Here is a 15,730-nt window from a genome sequence, read left to right on the forward strand (position 1 = left end):
TCATAATTTATGATAGACTCCTCTTACCATCCATTCTATGTGCAGGAAAGATCACTGCGACTTGTTGCACGGCAGTAAGATCGTCTCTCAGTTCAGTTGGAAGTAGCTTGCGATGACAGAAGAACTTGTGGAGGAGGGTTCAGACAAGAGGCTGGACCCTGAGCAGCAGGCGAATGAGGAGCAGGATGCGGTGTCGCGCCCGCGCGATGTGATCACGGTGGTTCTGACGGCAGATAACCATCTGGGCGCTGCCGCTGGCCAACCGATGCGCCGGCGCGAGGAGCGAGCGCGCCAGCTACGGCATGCCTTTCAACAGGCGGTGGATTTCGCGATTGGCCAGGGCGTCGATCTGTTCATCCAGGCCGGAGATCTTTTCGATTCGTTGAATCCGGCTGAGCATGAACGTAGCTTCGTGGCCGAGCGTCTGGTTCAGCTCCGTCAGGCGGGTGTGCGCACGTTTATGGTCGGTGGTTTGCACGATACGCCACCGCTGGGCCGGGCCCTCGCCGAGGGAGCGCTGCCAGCACCTCACTTGAGCTTCGCTCGCCTCGGCGCCCTCCATTATTTTGAACCGCTCTCGCCCCCTTCCCGCCCATCCGTGGCGATGGCTACGGGCGCCAGTCTGGGAAGCGGGCAGCCTCTCGTCGAGTTAGCGCCGGCCTTCTGTGAGATCGGGCAGCTACGGGTCGGCCTCTGTGGTCTGAGTGTGCGCGCAGGCCAGGAAGGCGACCCTCTGGCCTACGTTCGTCCCGCCGCTGAGCTTGAGCGTGCCCAGATCCGTATTTTGATCCTCCATGCCCCCATTGAAGGCCTGGGCACCGAACCCGTCCCTGCTGAAGCCCAGGCCCTGGTGAACCGCTCGACGTTGGCACGGCAAACAGCTTTCCAGTATATCCTGGCCGGTTACCACCATGCCTTTCAGCAGTTGCGCCTCGGCCAGTGCGAGCTGATCGTGGCTGGTCCAACTCAGCATATTGATTTCAATGACCCCGATGCCGAGCCTGGCTTTGTCTTTCTCGGTCTGGCGAGCGATGGCGTCCGCTGGTGTAAACATATCACTGTCGAGGCTGTGCGCCTGCGTCGCCTGGTTGTGCCGACCAGCGCGCTCTGGCCAGCCCCACCAACAGGGGCAGGAGCGCCCAGCGGCGAAACCGAGGCCGCGGCTTCTGCTTCTGCTACCGCTGGCTCTCCCACTGCAGTAATTCTGGAGCGCCTGCGCCCTCTCTGCGATCAACAGACGATGGTCCAGCTGAAGCTGGAGGGCGAGCTGACGCGCCAGCAATATCATCAGCTCGACCTGAACCAGATCCGCCGTTACGGCGAGCAGCATGCTTTCTCCCTGGCCATCGACGACACAGCCTTGACCCTGATGCCTGACCATGAGGCTTCCGCCAGCTCTGGCCCAGCTGAGACCACTGAGCGTTTCTCTCCTCGCGAGGAGCTGGCTGCTCTGGCCGACGAGTGGATCGCTGCCGCCTCTGATGAACAAGAGAAAAAAGCTCTGTTGGTGACAAAAGAAGTGTTGTTGACTGCTCTAGATGAGATCCATTAGCGCGAAGTGCTCTGAGCGCCCGCTCCTGTGACGCCTGATCGGTGCGCTCGCTGGTCGGAGGATCTGCACCGCTGAGCTATGTGAAGGAGATGTGGTAGCGTAAGGGCGGATCGCGGCGAGCATGCTGGCCTCTCTGCTCAACTCTCTCAAGAAACCGGCGGAGAGCGTCGCATCTCCCGAGAGGAGTGTGAACGGAGTGAAGCAGAAATGATTATTCTGAAACACCTGACAGTCGAGCGTTTCAGGCTCTTGCGAGAAATAGATCTGCACTTTCCCCAGCGCGGAAGTATCCTGATCCAGGGGCCGAACGAGGCTGGTAAATCGACGCTCTTTGAATGTATCTACTTTGCTCTCTTTGGCGAGCCACTCACTACCCATCGGGAGAAACGGGCGCTGGACGACCTCATTATGTACGGAGAGACGGAGGCCACAGTCAAGCTGACGCTCTCCGTCGGCGCCACTGAACTGGCCATCACGCGCACTATTGAACGCGGCAGCGGCCAGCGCGTTTCGCTCTTGGTCCGCCGCCTCGGCATGCCCGAGAGCGAGCCAATCACTCAGCTGCGAGCTGCTAATGAGCGCATCATTGCAGAGTTGGGCCGCCTCGATGGTGAGACGCTGCGCAATTCCTGCTTGATCGAGCAGAAGGGCCTCCAACGTCTTGAGCAGATCACTGGCCGCGAGCGCGAGGTGGCCCTGCGCCGCCTCTTGGGCCTGGAGAAGCTGACTCGCCTGGCTGAGCAGTTCCGCCTGACCCCCGAGGATGAGGAGCAGCTGCGTGAGTGCGCTGCTCGCCTGCGGCTGGCTGAGCTGCAGGCCCGCATTCCTGAGCTAAGTGCCAGGCTGGGCCAGGTCGAGGAGGCCCTGGATGCTGTCACAGTGAATGAGCATCTGGCCGAGATCGAGCAGCAAGAGGCAGAAATTGCTGAGCAGGAGAGCGCTCTCTCTACTATCCAGCAGAAACGTTCTGAGCTGAAGAGTCGCCAGGCGCGCGTGCAGCAGTTGAAGAAGGCTGAGGCAATCCTCGCTGAGCTGATTACTGCCTACGATGAGATGGCTGAGGCCCGCCGCGAGTTGCCTGAGCTGGACCGACAGATTGCTGATCTGGAACTACGCGAACGTGAAGAGCTACCGGTTCTGGAGAAGCGCGTGCGCGAGCTGGAAGATCTTTCGCGCTCGTTCGGTACTCTGGAGCGTATGGCTACTGACCTCCTGGCCACAGTGAATACGATTAAGGAATTGGAGCAGGAGGTTCAGGAGCGCACAACCTTTGAGGAGAGCCTTGAGCAGTTGGAGGCGCAAATCAGTCGCGCTCAGGCTCGCCTCGATCAGGCGCGCTTGACACGCAGCGAGCTGGAAGAGCGCCGCCGCGCCGGGCGACCCTCCCTGGAGGAGCGGCTACGGCGCCTGCGTCATCTGGCCTCTCGTTTGGAAACACTGCGTCAGGCGGAGGAGCGCTACGCCCAGCGCCTGGCGGCGCGCGAGCAGGCGGAGCAGCTGGAGAACCGCATCGAGGATGCGCGCCGTCTCCTGCGCGAGGCCGAACAGGAACAGGCTCGCTATGAGCAGGAGGTGCGCCAGACCGAGCAGCTGGTCACAACCTATGAGGAGCGCTGGCGCCGTCAGAATCTGGCACGCCAGTTAGAGGAATGGCTGCGCCTGCGCGATAAGTTACGTGGCTTGACCGAGGCTGAACGGCAGGTACGCGCTGCTTACCAGCAACATGAGCGCTGCCATCAGGAGGCCGCCGCCACTCTTAGCGTGATGCGCCGCTTGTTTGCTTTTCTGATTGTGGCCGGAATCGGCTTCGGGATCGCCGCGCTCCTGAGCTTCATATGGGCGCTCTCGCAACTTCTGGTCCCGGCGGTGATCGGCATTGTACTGGCGGCTGCCTGCGTTGCCGCTTTTGTAGTCATCTTTATCCGCTATAGTCGCGCTCGTGTCTCTGTCCAACAAGCTCTGCAGCGCGAGCAGGAGGCCCTCAATCATGTCCGCGCAATGGTGGCTACCCGTGAGGCGGCAGCCCGGGCTAACGGCGGTCAGGAAGCTCTGGCTCGCGTCGAAGAGGAGATTCGGAACCTTGGGGCTGAGGTTCCGGCTTCGCCTGATGAAGCACGGCGCGTGATCGAACAGGCCCAGGCCGAGCGCTCCTCTGTCAATGAGCAGCAGGCCCTGGCTGAGGCCCGCGAGCGCCTGGCTATCCTGCGTACACAGGTGACTCAGGCTGCTGAGAGAGTCGCCACGCTGCGCAAGCAAGCGAGCGAGTTGGAGGAGGAGGCACAGGCTAAAGATTGGGATGATATCCACAGCAAACTCCGCAGCGACCTGGTAGCTGTAGAGCAGGCTCGCCATGAGCTGGCAACGTTGATGGGTCACGAGGGCCTGCCAATCCCCACCTTCGAGGCCAACGTCTTCAATTCCCCTGCAAAGCATGCCGAGCTGCAGGCAATCATTGAGGAGGCACTCAAAACTGCCGAGCTGGAGATTGCCGCGCTCGACGGCAAGATCGACGCGATCACCGAGCTACAAGAGCAGATTAAGACTTATGAGCAGGAGCTGGAAAGCCTCCAGACTCGCAAGCAGGTGCTCCTCGGGCGCCTCGAACGCTTTCAGACGAGCGATCCCCCTCAGCAGTTGGCGCGTGCTCGCGAGCAGCAGGCTGCTCTCAGAGAGGCCTTGCAGAAGTTGACAGATTCCCTGCGCCAGCGTGTCAAGCCCCTCGGCCTGCAGTTCGGCCAGGCCCAGGTCAGCAGCGCCGAGAGCGCGGCTCGCCGCGAGCTGGAGGCCCTCCATATTACTCTCGGGCGCCGCATCGAACTGCAGGGGCGCCGCGAGCACTACGCCGCCCTCCTCAAGGAGCGCCAACAGTCGCTCTCTGGCTACTATCAGCAGCTTGCAAAGTTCAGCACGGTGCTTGGTAGCTGGATTATCCCGCCCAATCCTTTTGCCGAGACGCTCAACGGTCTGCGTACACGCTGTCAGGAGGAGCTGCAGGCAGCCAGTGAGGAGAGCATTCTGCAGGAGTTGGAGCAGCTGCAGATGCAAGAAGGAGCTGCGCGGGCCAAGATCGAACTGTGTCGGCAAGAGATCGAGGAGATCCGCGAGCAGATCCGCGCTCTGCTCGAGCTGCGTGGCCGTCCTGCCCCCCAGGGCTATCAGCGCGAGGAGATTGTGGCAGTCTGGCCTCTCGTCGGCGAGTATGGCGTCGCCGATCGCCAGCGTTTGGAAGAGGAGCGGGAGCGTCTGGAGCAAGAGCTGCAGCAGCGTGAGAAGGAGGAGCTGGAGCTTAGCCAGCAGCTCGGCACTGGCGGCGGGCAGCTGGATCTGGAGCAGACTCGCAAGCGCATGGAGCAGCAGGAACGCAGCTATCAGACCAAGAAGCGTGGAAGCATGCTAATCGCGGCGGTCATCGAGCGCTTGATGCGCAAGATGGTCCCGCGTATCGAGTACTACATGCAACAAATTCTGCCGCTCTTGACCAGCGGTCGCTATCACGATGTGCAGCTGGTGACCGAGCCGGAGGAGGGCAGCGCCAGCGGCGGGCCGCTGCGCTGGCGAGTCTGGGATTCGGCAGCTGGCGAGTATATCCCTCGCGATGCGCTCTCCAGCGGGGCGGCGGATCAGATTTCCTTCGCCCTGCGTCTGGCCTTTGCGATCGCCGCCCTCCCACGCGAGCTCAATGCCGCTCCAGGCTTTTTGCTCCTCGACGAGCCGCTCAGCTCCTTCGACCAGCGGCGAGCGCAGGCGGTGGTCGAAGTGGTGACCGGTGAGATGCTGGGACAGCACTTCGAGCAAATCTTCTTTATCTCACACAGCGGCGCTTTCGATCCCGCTCAGTTCCCCTACTATCTCTTGATCGACGGTGGACAGGTGGTCGAGAGCAACCTGCCAGTGATAACACTGCGCAGCTCGCTCAACGGCAATGGCAGCCGCCCCTCATCTGAAGAAGGACCTGAAACCAGCTCGGAAGCAACCTCGGTGGTGGCCTAGTGCTGCGAGGAACCTTCAGAACGAGGCAAGGCATCGGCGCCTGGCTGACCAATGCTCTGCGAAAACCAACGCCAGGAGGAAGCTGCTCCCAGCGAGCAGACTCCTCCTGGATGGACGGCAAGTCTGTGTTGACGACTCTTCCTGATCCTCCGCTTACTCTATCTACTATCCTTGCCTCCCCCGTCATCCTCCCTCCTCTAGAAAACGCTCTACCTCGACTTCGGCCCGCGCCAGGTCAGCACCTTCCAGCCAGATAATGCGCTGATCACGCCGAAACCAGCTCAGCTGGCGGCGGGCAAAATCATGGATCGCGTGCTTTAGATGTTCTGCCATCTCTGCCTCGTTCTCGTATTCGCCTCGCAGCAAGCGACTGATAAAACGGTACTCCAGCCCCAGGGCTTCCAGGCGCTCGTGGCTAACGCCCTGGGCCAGCAAACGACGAACCTCATCGACCATCCCCTGGCGCAGGCGCTCATCGACGCGCTGATCGATGCGGCGATAGAGTTCCGCCCGCGGCCAGTGAATACCCAGCAGAAGGCTCTCGTAGAGTGGAGCCGGTACCCCCTGCTGCTCGGAGAAGGGCCGGCCTGTGAGAAGGCAGACCTCCAAAGCACGGATCACTCGACGTGGGTTGCGGCGGTCGATGCGAGCCGCGGCGCGTGGATCACGTCTCTCTAGCTCAGCGACCAGCTCTACAAGGGGACGTTGCTCAAGCTGACGGCGCAGCTCTGGGTCAGGTGGCACCTGGGGCACCTGTAGATTGTCAACTACCAACTGGATATAGTGGGGGGAGCCACCAACCAACAAGGGCAGCTTGCCACGGCCTAAGATCGCCTCAACCGCTGCCAGGGCCTCCTCGCGAAAGCGAGCGGCGCTGTAAACTTCGCCTGGGTCGGCCACGTCAAGCAAGTGATGAGGGACAAGCGCTCGCTCCTCTGGCGTCACTTTGGCCGTGCCGATATCCAGACCGCGGTAGACCTGGCGCGAATCGGCGGAGACGATTTCTCCATTGAAGCGCTGGGCGAGCTGAATACCCAGGGCGCTCTTGCCCGAGGCAGTTGGTCCCAGCACTACCACCACTTTCCCTTTCCGCTGCGACTGTTCCCTCTCAGCGGCGCTCATTGTCTCTTTCCCATCCACAGCTACGGATGCCCGATCAGTCGATCGATGCGGAAGATCAACGCCAGGGCCACAGCAGCCCCCGTGGCTACGGCCAGCGGTGTCAGCAAGCTCAGACTGGTCCCCAATGCCAGGCTCAGGCCCAGGCTGACGCCAGTAACCATCAACAGGGCCAGCGTTGGCAAGCGGAAGCGCTTCATCGCCCAGGTCGCCCCGGCCAGCAGGCGACTGCTGATAAACTGGCTACTGCCCAGGGTACCGGCCAGAGCGGCCAGAGCAAGCAAGGTCAGGGCATGAAGGGCAGGTGCCCCATCCTGGAAAACGCTGTGCCAGGCAGGCTCCAGCAGACCAAGGGCTGCCAGGGTAGTGGCCAGTCCCGTACAGAAACGGTTCATCAGCGCTGACATCTGCCAGCGGTGATCGGCGTTCAGCAATAAGGCCCCCAGTGGGGCCAGTGGTAGTGTTGCGAGCAACGCCGGCAGGAAAGCTGGATCAGGAGGCAGAGGAGCATGAGAAAAGAAAGGCAGCTGCGAGAATAGCTCATAAAACAGAGAGGGGGTAAGCAAAGCTGCAGCAAAGACCTGCAGCCAATAGAGCCGGCGGCGCTCAGCGGGACTTGCCCGTAGCAGGTCCCAGCCACCGGGTTGGCCATACTTCGCCTTGTAAGCCTCGTCCTGGGGATTGATATAGGCTGGCAGCGCTGGGGTCATCGAACCAGAGCGTTGGCTGGGAGGTAACAAGCGTTGGCCAGCGCCGGCGCCAGCGCTGCCAGAGACCTGACCGCTGGCCGTTCTTGTCCCGCTAGCCGACACCGGCCCCGTGACGGTATAATTCATAACCTCCACCTCCACTTTCACCTCCGCTGGCTTTCCCGCCGTCTCGCCCAGAGGCGTAATCACAATGGTACCGCTATAGCGCTGCGAGCCGGCAAGCTGGCTGCTATCGACCCGCACACGCACCAATGTACTCATTCCATCAAAGCGCGTCTGATCCACGATAATCCACGGCTCTACCGGCTGGATGGTACCCTGAACAACCGAACCCTGATTGCCCGTGATCGTGAGCAACATAGGAGCAGACAGGCCCGGGTAAACCTGGCCAAAATTAATCGTGGCCGGGCGCACAATCATCAGCGGTGCCTTGCGCGGACGTGCAGGGGGACGCCCACGCGCTGCCTCAGAGGCCGCGGACGCTGTGGCACTAACGGATCTCTGGAATTTCGTGCGTAAGTGGGCATCTGGTCCCATAATCAGCTGGACCAGTCGTTCAACGCCCAGCTCGGGATCACCGGTCGTCGTCCGTAAGCGGCGCACCTTGCGGGCCAGATCGCTCTCGCCGATCTCCTCGAGCCATGACTCGATCTCCCCATTGAACAGGTAGTCAGCCCCCTCCTCGGGAAAGCGAGCGCACAACTCTGCCAGCTCTTCTGGTGTCGTGGCCTCCTGACCATTCTCAAAAGGTAATGTCCCCACACGGAAGAGAGCCCGACGGAAAACGGCCACACTTGGGTAGCGATCGTTGGGATCGAGAGAGGCCGCTTTCTCCAGCGCTCGCGCCACTGTTGACGAGACCGCTGGGTTCAGTGTGCGCGCATCTGGCAGGCCAAAACCCTTCTCGGGCAGTGCGCCCGTCAAAAGCTGGAAGAGCGTCACCGCCAGTGAGTAGATATCGGAGCGCTGATCTGTTTGAGCGCTGCCATACTGCTCTGGAGGAGCAAAACCGGGCGTGCCCAGCAGCTGGGTATCTTGCGAGGAAGAGCGACGCACCAGCCGGGCGATACCGAAGTCGATCAGCTTGATGCGCCCGTCGCGGCGCAGCATAATATTGCCCGGCTTCAAGTCGCGGAAAATCACCGGCGGCTGCTGGCTGTGTAGGTATTCCAGGACATCGCAGAGCTGACGAGCCCAACCCAACACGCGCCGCTCAGAGAAAGGCCCACCGTTCTCCTCCAGCAGCTCCTCCAGCGTCTGCCCATCGATATACTCCATCACCAGAAAATGGCGCTCACCCTCGCTGAAGAAGTCGGTAAAGGCGGGAAGGTTAGGGTGGCTGAGGCGCGATAAAATAGTAGCCTCAGCCAGAAAATTCTCCAGAGCCTTACCCTGTTCGCTAGGCGGCACGGAAGAGAGGCTCATCTCCTTCACCGCGCAGATCTCGCCCCGCTTCGTATCGCGCGCCTGGTACACTGCTCCCATGCCCCCCTGGCCGATCACACGCAGGATGATGTAGCGCTTGTGGAGCAGGGTATTGCGTCCCAGGCGTCCCGTCTGGGCATTCCCCTGACCGTTCTGTGGACTGATGGGACTGATGGCGAACCCCCTGTCTCTCCTCACGGACATCAATGCTCCTCGGTCCATCGCCGGCGCCGCCGGGCCAGCTTAACCTCCTGGCCGCTCTTGACCGGCCAGACCCGGCCAGGTAGAGGGCCTGCAGCGCCTTCGTGGCTCTCGTGCATTCCAGTATAGCATACCATTTATGGGAGATACTACCTATGCTGGATGCTATTGATACAAGTAAATTCGCGCTGCATGGTACAATCAGCATAGATGCTCTCGGCCTTCCGACCGCTCCTGCTTGCGTAGGAAAGGAGAAAGTCGCCGGGCGTCTGTCCTGCTCTACAACGTTTGAGAGCTGCAAAATCTGGTAAAGAAGATCATCCTGAAAAACGTCAATAACGGACAGGGCCAGGATCAGGCCCAAAGTCATGGGTAAGCTTTCAGAACAGGGGATAGGGAGCAAGGGACTGATCTCAGCGATCTGATCTACGCTGGAATCTGCAGTGAGGCGTGAGTGTGGCCTGGCAGAGATGTTGTGAGGGAGTGGCTCGCCTCGCTGGCTTCAGCGATAACGGGAATATGATGAAGAGCAAGCTGATCACTCAGACTGTTCAGCCGGCATTTCCACAGCCACACCTCCGGCGTTCGCTGCAGGCCATGCTGATCAGCCTGGCGCTGTTACTCGTCGGGGCACTGGTTCTGACCTGGCAAATCATGAACGGTAGCACCGGCAGCCAGGCCAGCAGCGCCAGCGTGCTGGGACCGCCAACGTTGCCAGCGGAGACCGTCAACACTATTCTGGCGTCGACCCCTATGGCTGGCACCGGTCAGGTAGTTGAAGAAGCGGCCCGCCAGACCAATATCGACGATGCCTTTGCCCTGGCCGTCTGGTACGTCGAAACGAACCAGGGAGCGGCAGGGGTTGGCCTGGGCGACCATAATCCTGGCGGCGTCCGTGCCAGCGCAAGCTATCCAAGCGATGCCGGTGGCTATACTATCTATCCTTCCTATGCCGCGGCTATTCAGGACTGGTTTTCAATCGTGCAGCAGCGCTATATCGCTCGCGGACTGACGACCGTTTATCTGATCGCCGGCCCCTACGTTGGGACGTCTAGCTCGGGTTCTTGGGCAGCTAAGGTCATGAATTTGATGACCATCTATCGCAATGAGGCTCCGCCACCAACGCCAACGCCAACCCCAACGCCGGCGACGTTGAAGTATAAGATTGCCACAACCCTACAGAACAAGAGCGGGCAGCAGGCCGATGCGGAGCGAGAGGATAGTCAGCCTCAGCCGACTGTCTCTTTCTCCACTGCTTCCTCTGCTCCGGCGATAACGGCGACCTCTGCGGCGAACGAGCTGAACAAGCCGAGCGGACAGAACGCTGTCGTGGTCGTCCTCGGCCTAAGCTCTGCGCTGGCCTTGGCTCTCGCTGCCATCTGGTTGCGCCGCCGCCAGCGTCTCCTGACCGCCTTGCTGGGCAGCGCATCGGCAGAAGTGGGGTCAAAGCCGGAGCCGGTCACCGATACGCTGGTACTCGCCACCGTGCCTATCCAGACTGCTGCAGAAACATCTCTCACCAGCCTGGTTGGCTCGCTGCCAGGACGCGATACAGATGCTTTGCCGCTCTGGAATCTACCAGCTCAGCCTGAAACCCACGAAGCTCTCTTGGCTGCCGCCAGCCACAGCGGGTCTTGGCCTGGCCCTTTCTCCCACCTGCCAGAGCTGCAGCCAATACCGGCAGGCCCCGCCCCTGCGTCTCCTATCCAGCCAGCTCCAGTAGCTGTGCCTTTGCTCGCTGGACGGAGCACAGGCCCGGGTAGCGGCCTCTTGAGCCGTTACGGCTCTGGCCATCCCCTGCCTTCTAGCGCGCAGGCTGCTCGCTCAGAGACGAGAGAGTGAGGAGGCCAAGCCGCCCCTGCTTGTTCTCCCCTCTTTCCTGGCAAGAGGAAGAGGCCATCGTTGACTGACTTTGGCCAACAGCCTCTTCCCTACTTGACGGGAAGCGCCAGATATGCTATCCTTCACTGTGCAGTGCCACCGCAGCATCCGAAGCAAGCTCGGGGCTGCGGATTCACTGTAAAGCTGGGTGACTAGCTCAATCGGTAGAGCAAGCGACTCTTAAGTGCGCCGTTGTGCTCACAGCGTCCCTGTCGGGAGAGACCCGACGCCACTGGAGCAGACGTGGCTAAAGCGCCATCTTACCTCGCGCCGAAAGGTAGCGGGGGACAACAGCATGATGGAAAAGTCGTTGTTGGGAGTCTCCAGCATCTCAGCGTCGCGCTCACTCGCCCCCGAGGTGGAGAGAGCCGATCGCATGATGCCAGCTCCTTCAACGGCAGCTAGGCCGTATATGGTCAAGCCCGCCAGGGGTTGAATCCCTCGATAGCCTGCCCTGGTGTTGTCAGCTGTGATTAGGAGGGCTGGCAAATGCTCCCATCAGGTAGGCGATTGTCCATGAAGGGAGACCTACGTACGGAGCGGGGCGTTGTGGGAACTACGGGATCACCTAAAAGTTACAGGGTTTTTCTCAGCCCCTGTGGCTCATGGTGACGGAGCGCCCATAGTACTCAAACGATCAGCGTAATGGCTGATACATGGGGAAGGGGCGCAGGAGAAGTGTCTTCAGGCGCTTCTCTGGAGAGCCGGATGCATTGAAAGGTGCACGTCCGGTTCGGGAGGGGATAACCAGCGTGATCCAGGCCGGACCTGGTGTAGTCCCGGCTTGAGACTTCTGCCGTCAGGCAGGGCTGGCTGTCTGCTTCACTCGCTAGGTTCAGGGTTCGAGTCCCTGGTCACCCACTAATTATTGTCTGCTGTATCGGTCCGTGAGCCTGCCTGGTTTATCGGCTCATGGCCTGCTTGGCCAAAGATCGTCAGGAGGCATGCTCATGGATAGAGAAGGCCGGAAGTGGTTATGAAGGCGCTCCACTTCCGGCTGTTTTTATCTGCTTCCCCGCTCCTGCTCAGGCTGCTTTGCTCTCCTGGATCTGTCGATCTCCCTCCTCGCCTCTGCAAACTTTCCCAGGGCCGCTCTTTCCAGAGGGTCTGCCCTCCTCCGCTGACGGTGTGTTTATGTTTACAGCAGAGCTGGTCGATCTCTACCGCGAGAGAGCGCTCAAGGAGCGCTCCTGCAGCTCTGCTGCCCCAATTCCCATCTTGACAGCCTTGCCGACACGCGTTAGTATATAAACAAAGATTTATACAAAATCGTCTGCGCACGCAAAGAAGGATCGACTTGGACAGATCGAGTGACTGGCGTGAACTGAAAACCATGATGAAAGCGCTGGCGGATGTGGTGCGCCTGACCATCATTTACCACCTGGCGCGGAAGCCGGAGATGACGGTCACTGCGCTCACAGACGCTCTGGAGATCAGCCAGCCCCTGGTTTCCTGGCATTTGCGGAAGCTACAGCGCGCTGGGCTGACGCGCATGCGTCGCGCCGGACGCCAGGTCTACTGTTCACTGGATAAAGAGCGCTTTCAGTATTGCCTGCAGCGGCTGCAGCAACTGGTCGATCCCGGGTTCGTGCTGGCAACGCTGCCCGTCGGGAGCGTTTCCAGAGTGGAGGCGGCGGCTGAAGTCAACCTGGAGGAGTAACCGGTGTCTGTCATCTACTGGCTGGCACGTGGCACAAGTGCGCTCGCGGGGCGTACACCCCGGCCTTTGCGCCATGCCATCGGGGCGACAGTTGGAACGGCAAGTTACCTGGCCTGGCGCTCGAAACGCCGGGTGACGCAGCGCAATATGGCTCAGATCCTGGGCCGCCCTCCCAGCGATCGCGCTGTGCGCCGGTTGGCGCGCGCCTCCTGGAGCAACTACGGGCGCTACGCCTCAGATTTCTTGAGCTTCGCCCACCTCGACATCGAAGCCATTGAGCGGCAGGGGCGCGACCTGACGCGGGGAGCCTCCTCCTGGCGTGAATATCTTCAGCAAGCGCTCCAACCCGGTCGCGGTGTGATTCTCACCACCGCTCATTTTGGCAACTGGGACCTGGCCGGCGCCATTATCGCCCGCGAGGTACCCTTCTCGGCCATCGCCGAAACCTTCGCCGATCCCCAGCTGAATGCCCTGGTGCAAAAGCAACGCCAGGATAAAGGGATCGTCATTATCCCCATGGAGCGCTCGGTCCGACCGATGTTGCGTGTTCTGCAGCAAAATCAGATGTTGGCCATTGTGATCGATCGCCCCTTGATGGAGAACGAAGGCGTTCCCGTGAGATTCTTCGGGCGCACAACGTATGTGCCCGCTGGTGCGGCAAGGCTGGCAGTAAGGACTGGCGCTGCGATTATGTCTGGTTTCGTCTGGTACGGCAGACGGGGGCAGCACTATATGCGCGCCTTTCCCCCTGTCTTCCCTCAGACTGAGGGAGACCGCGAGGCCGAAGTCGTGCGCCTGACCCAATATATCTTTGATGCGCTAGAGGAGATGGTCCGTAGCTATCCCGACCAGTGGTATATGTTTCGCCCTTTCTGGCCTGCTGCTGATCCCTAGCGGCGGAGAAAACCGCCTGACTGCTCTCTGCATTGTGCGAGAGCGGCCAGAGAGAGAAAGGCAGCTCGGGCGACGCGACAGCAAAGGCGCAGAGGCTTGCCAGGTCCTGCTTCTGTAGTGGGGCCGGAGATCGCCTACGCCAGAGACGGGACGACGGAATGCAGAGAGAACGTCACACCAGCCCAGGTAACAGGCTGGTCAGATGCCAGCGTGACTCTCAGGAGACAGGCGCTTCTCGGCAACTGCAGGCAGCCAGGAAGTTGGGTCAGGTCCTGCAAGGCAACAGGCCACGATCTTATGAAAGAAGCGCTCCTTGAGCCAGAAAACGACGACGATGTATCTGCTATTTCGCCTTGCCGCTGTCATTGTTCCGCGCTTGCCGCGTCGCTGGCTACCTGCGCTCAGCGTTCTACTAGGCTGGCTTGCCTGGATGATTGCCTTCAAAGCGCGTCGGCAGGCCACCGTCAATATGCTTCACGTGCTGGGGCCAGAGGTACAAGCTACGCGTCCTGGACGCCGGCGTCTCCGGCGCACAGTGCGCCGAATGTTTATCAACAACGCACGCAATTATCTCGAAGGCTTTTGTTTGCCCTATGTACCCGTCGAGGAGATAGTCAGCAATATCATTCCCGGGGGTGAGGAGCATCTGGCCGCCGCTCTGGCCCGTGGCAAAGGCGTGCTGATTGTCTCCGCCCACTTTGGCCCGTTCGACTATCTAAGCCAGTGGCTGGTTGCCAGAGGCTACGAGCTGGTGATTCCGGTCGAGCAGCTCAAAGATCGACGCATGCTCGAGCTGATGCTGAGCCTGCGCTGCAGCCACGGCATCAAATATCTCCCCGTAGGGAATGGCACGGCCATGCGGGCGATTCTGCGCACGCTGCGCCAGAATCAACTGGTGCTCATTACCGCCGACCGGGCCGTGGTGGGCCAGAGTGTCGAGCTGCCCTTCTTTGGCGCCACGGCTCGCCTGCCGGGAGGGCCGGCCATGTTGGCGCAGCGCACAGGCGCGGCTCTCGTTGGCGCCTTCGGCTGGCGCCTGGAGGGCACGCGCATGCAGGGCGAATTTACGCCGATTTCCCTGGCGCTTCCTGAAGAAGAGCAGCAGAATCCCGAGGCGCTCATGCGCTCAATCGTGCAGGTCATGGAACGCTACATCCGGGCCCATCCCGAGCAGTGGCTTGTCTTTGCTCCTGTCTGGCTGGATCATGCTACTGCGGGCGCAGAGGATCAAGGGCGCCAGATCGGGGCCGAGGAGAGTGGGGAGGAAGAAGGCATGGTCGGCTGCCAATAGGTTCGTCCGCTGAGTGGGTGGCGGTGAGGAGCGCACACGGCTCCTCTTCCGCTCAAGTAGCACACCTTCTCAATCCCGAAGGAGTAGTATGGCTAGACATATGAGCAATAGGATGACTGAGGAATTACGACCTGCCAGCCTGGCCAGGCGCTTGCTAGGCCGTCATCGGCAAATGACGGCTGTCGAGGCCTCTCTGGCCGGAAAGCTGGGTCGGGCCGATGTCCATATTCACAGTACCTACAGCGATGGTACAGCTACAATTGAGGAGATTCTGACCTACACCGAGCGCTTTAGCGACCTGGACGTGATCGCCATCACCGATCACGATTCCATTGAAGGCTCGCTACGTGCGCGCGACCTGTGGACCAGGGGCCATTATCGCTTTGACTACATCGTCGGCGAGGAGGTCAGTACGCGTGAGGGGCACCTGCTGGCCCTCTTTATCGAGCAGCGCATTCCACCCGGGCTGAGTATGGAGGAGAGTATCGCTCTGATCCATCAGCAAGGGGGCCTGGCTATTGTCGCTCATCCCCTGCATCGCCTCTTCCGCCATAGCTGCCAGCGTGAGGTGCTTGATCGCCTGGTCGGCTCAGATAGCGTGCAACTTGACGGTATCGAGACCTGGAATGCCAGCTTCTGCGGCATCTATGCCAATCAGGTCGCCATGCGCGCTAATCGCCGGGTCTATCGCCTGCCCGAGGTTGGCAACAGCGATGCCCATACGCTCAACGCCATTGGGCGCGGCTGCACCTGGTTTGAGGGGAAGACAGCCCACGATCTGCGCGCATCGCTGCAGGCCGGGACCACGGCCCCTGGCGGAAAGCTCTGGCAGATGTACGATTATCTGCAGCTGGCTCAGTATCACTTTAACAAGCGAAATCAGCGGAACCGTCGCGTCTTTGCGGCGTGAAGTGCGCAGGGTCTTCCTTTTGGAAGAGGCAAGCTCTTGCGAAAGTCTGGTAAAATGTTGTATGGCGCCTTTGGCTGAGTAGGAGGGGACCGTGGCC

At 60.7% G+C, this 15,730-nt stretch carries 10 protein-coding genes; 7 read left to right on the forward strand and 3 right to left on the reverse strand.

Going from position 1 to position 15,730, the window contains the following annotated elements:
* Positions 1-112 precede the first annotated feature (112 nt).
* Positions 113-1,552, forward strand: coding sequence for a metallophosphoesterase family protein (locus tag KTAU_RS15470; protein WP_151729238.1), 1,440 nt, complete (start codon positions 113-115; stop codon positions 1,550-1,552).
* Between the two features lie 207 nt (positions 1,553-1,759).
* Positions 1,760-5,542, forward strand: coding sequence for an AAA family ATPase (locus KTAU_RS15475; protein WP_151729239.1), 3,783 nt, complete (start codon positions 1,760-1,762; stop codon positions 5,540-5,542).
* A gap of 183 nt (positions 5,543-5,725) precedes the next feature.
* Here KTAU_RS15475 and miaA read toward each other — a convergent pair whose 3' ends face one another.
* Both miaA and KTAU_RS15485 read right to left on the reverse strand, forming a co-directional pair.
* On the reverse strand, positions 5,726-6,664 hold the full coding sequence (gene miaA / locus KTAU_RS15480; RefSeq protein ID WP_151729240.1) for a tRNA (adenosine(37)-N6)-dimethylallyltransferase MiaA: 939 nt from the start codon (positions 6,662-6,664) through the stop codon (positions 5,726-5,728).
* A 20-nt stretch (positions 6,665-6,684) separates the two neighbouring features.
* The gene (locus KTAU_RS15485; RefSeq protein ID WP_170293334.1) at positions 6,685-9,000 is read right to left on the reverse strand and encodes a serine/threonine-protein kinase; all 2,316 of its coding nucleotides are present in this window, start codon (positions 8,998-9,000) and stop codon (positions 6,685-6,687) included.
* Positions 9,001-9,453: 453 nt separating this feature from the next.
* Here KTAU_RS15485 and KTAU_RS15490 point away from each other — a divergent pair, with 453 nt between their 5' ends.
* Positions 9,454-10,839, forward strand: coding sequence for a glucosaminidase domain-containing protein (locus KTAU_RS15490; protein ID WP_151729242.1), 1,386 nt, complete (start codon positions 9,454-9,456; stop codon positions 10,837-10,839).
* A gap of 237 nt (positions 10,840-11,076) precedes the next feature.
* Here the strand turns inward: KTAU_RS15490 and KTAU_RS15495 are convergent, their stop codons facing one another.
* Entirely contained in the window at positions 11,077-11,256 is a 180-nt protein-coding gene (locus KTAU_RS15495; RefSeq protein ID WP_151729243.1) for a hypothetical protein, read from the reverse strand.
* Positions 11,257-12,175: 919 nt separating this feature from the next.
* On the opposite strand from KTAU_RS15495, the gene KTAU_RS15500 reads away from it, so the two are divergent.
* The 4 genes from KTAU_RS15500 (at position 12,176) to KTAU_RS15515 (ending at position 15,633) form a co-directional block, all read left to right on the forward strand.
* Complete coding sequence (locus KTAU_RS15500) at positions 12,176-12,538, forward strand: ArsR/SmtB family transcription factor (protein ID WP_151729244.1); 363 nt, start codon at positions 12,176-12,178, stop codon at positions 12,536-12,538.
* 3 nt (positions 12,539-12,541) lie between these two features.
* Positions 12,542-13,432 carry a lysophospholipid acyltransferase family protein gene (locus KTAU_RS15505; RefSeq protein ID WP_151729245.1) on the forward strand — a complete coding sequence of 297 codons (891 nt, stop codon included), beginning with the start codon at positions 12,542-12,544 and terminating at the stop codon, positions 13,430-13,432.
* A gap of 313 nt (positions 13,433-13,745) precedes the next feature.
* On the forward strand, positions 13,746-14,723 hold the full coding sequence (locus KTAU_RS15510; protein ID WP_151729246.1) for a lysophospholipid acyltransferase family protein: 978 nt from the start codon (positions 13,746-13,748) through the stop codon (positions 14,721-14,723).
* 88 nt (positions 14,724-14,811) lie between these two features.
* Positions 14,812-15,633: a PHP domain-containing protein gene (locus tag KTAU_RS15515; RefSeq protein ID WP_151729247.1), complete on the forward strand. Its 822-nt coding sequence runs from the start codon at positions 14,812-14,814 to the stop codon at positions 15,631-15,633.
* The last annotated feature ends 97 nt before the right edge of the window (positions 15,634-15,730 follow it).

Source organism: Thermogemmatispora aurantia (assembly GCF_008974285.1).
Taxonomy (GTDB): Bacteria; Chloroflexota; Ktedonobacteria; order Ktedonobacterales; family Ktedonobacteraceae; genus Thermogemmatispora; species Thermogemmatispora aurantia.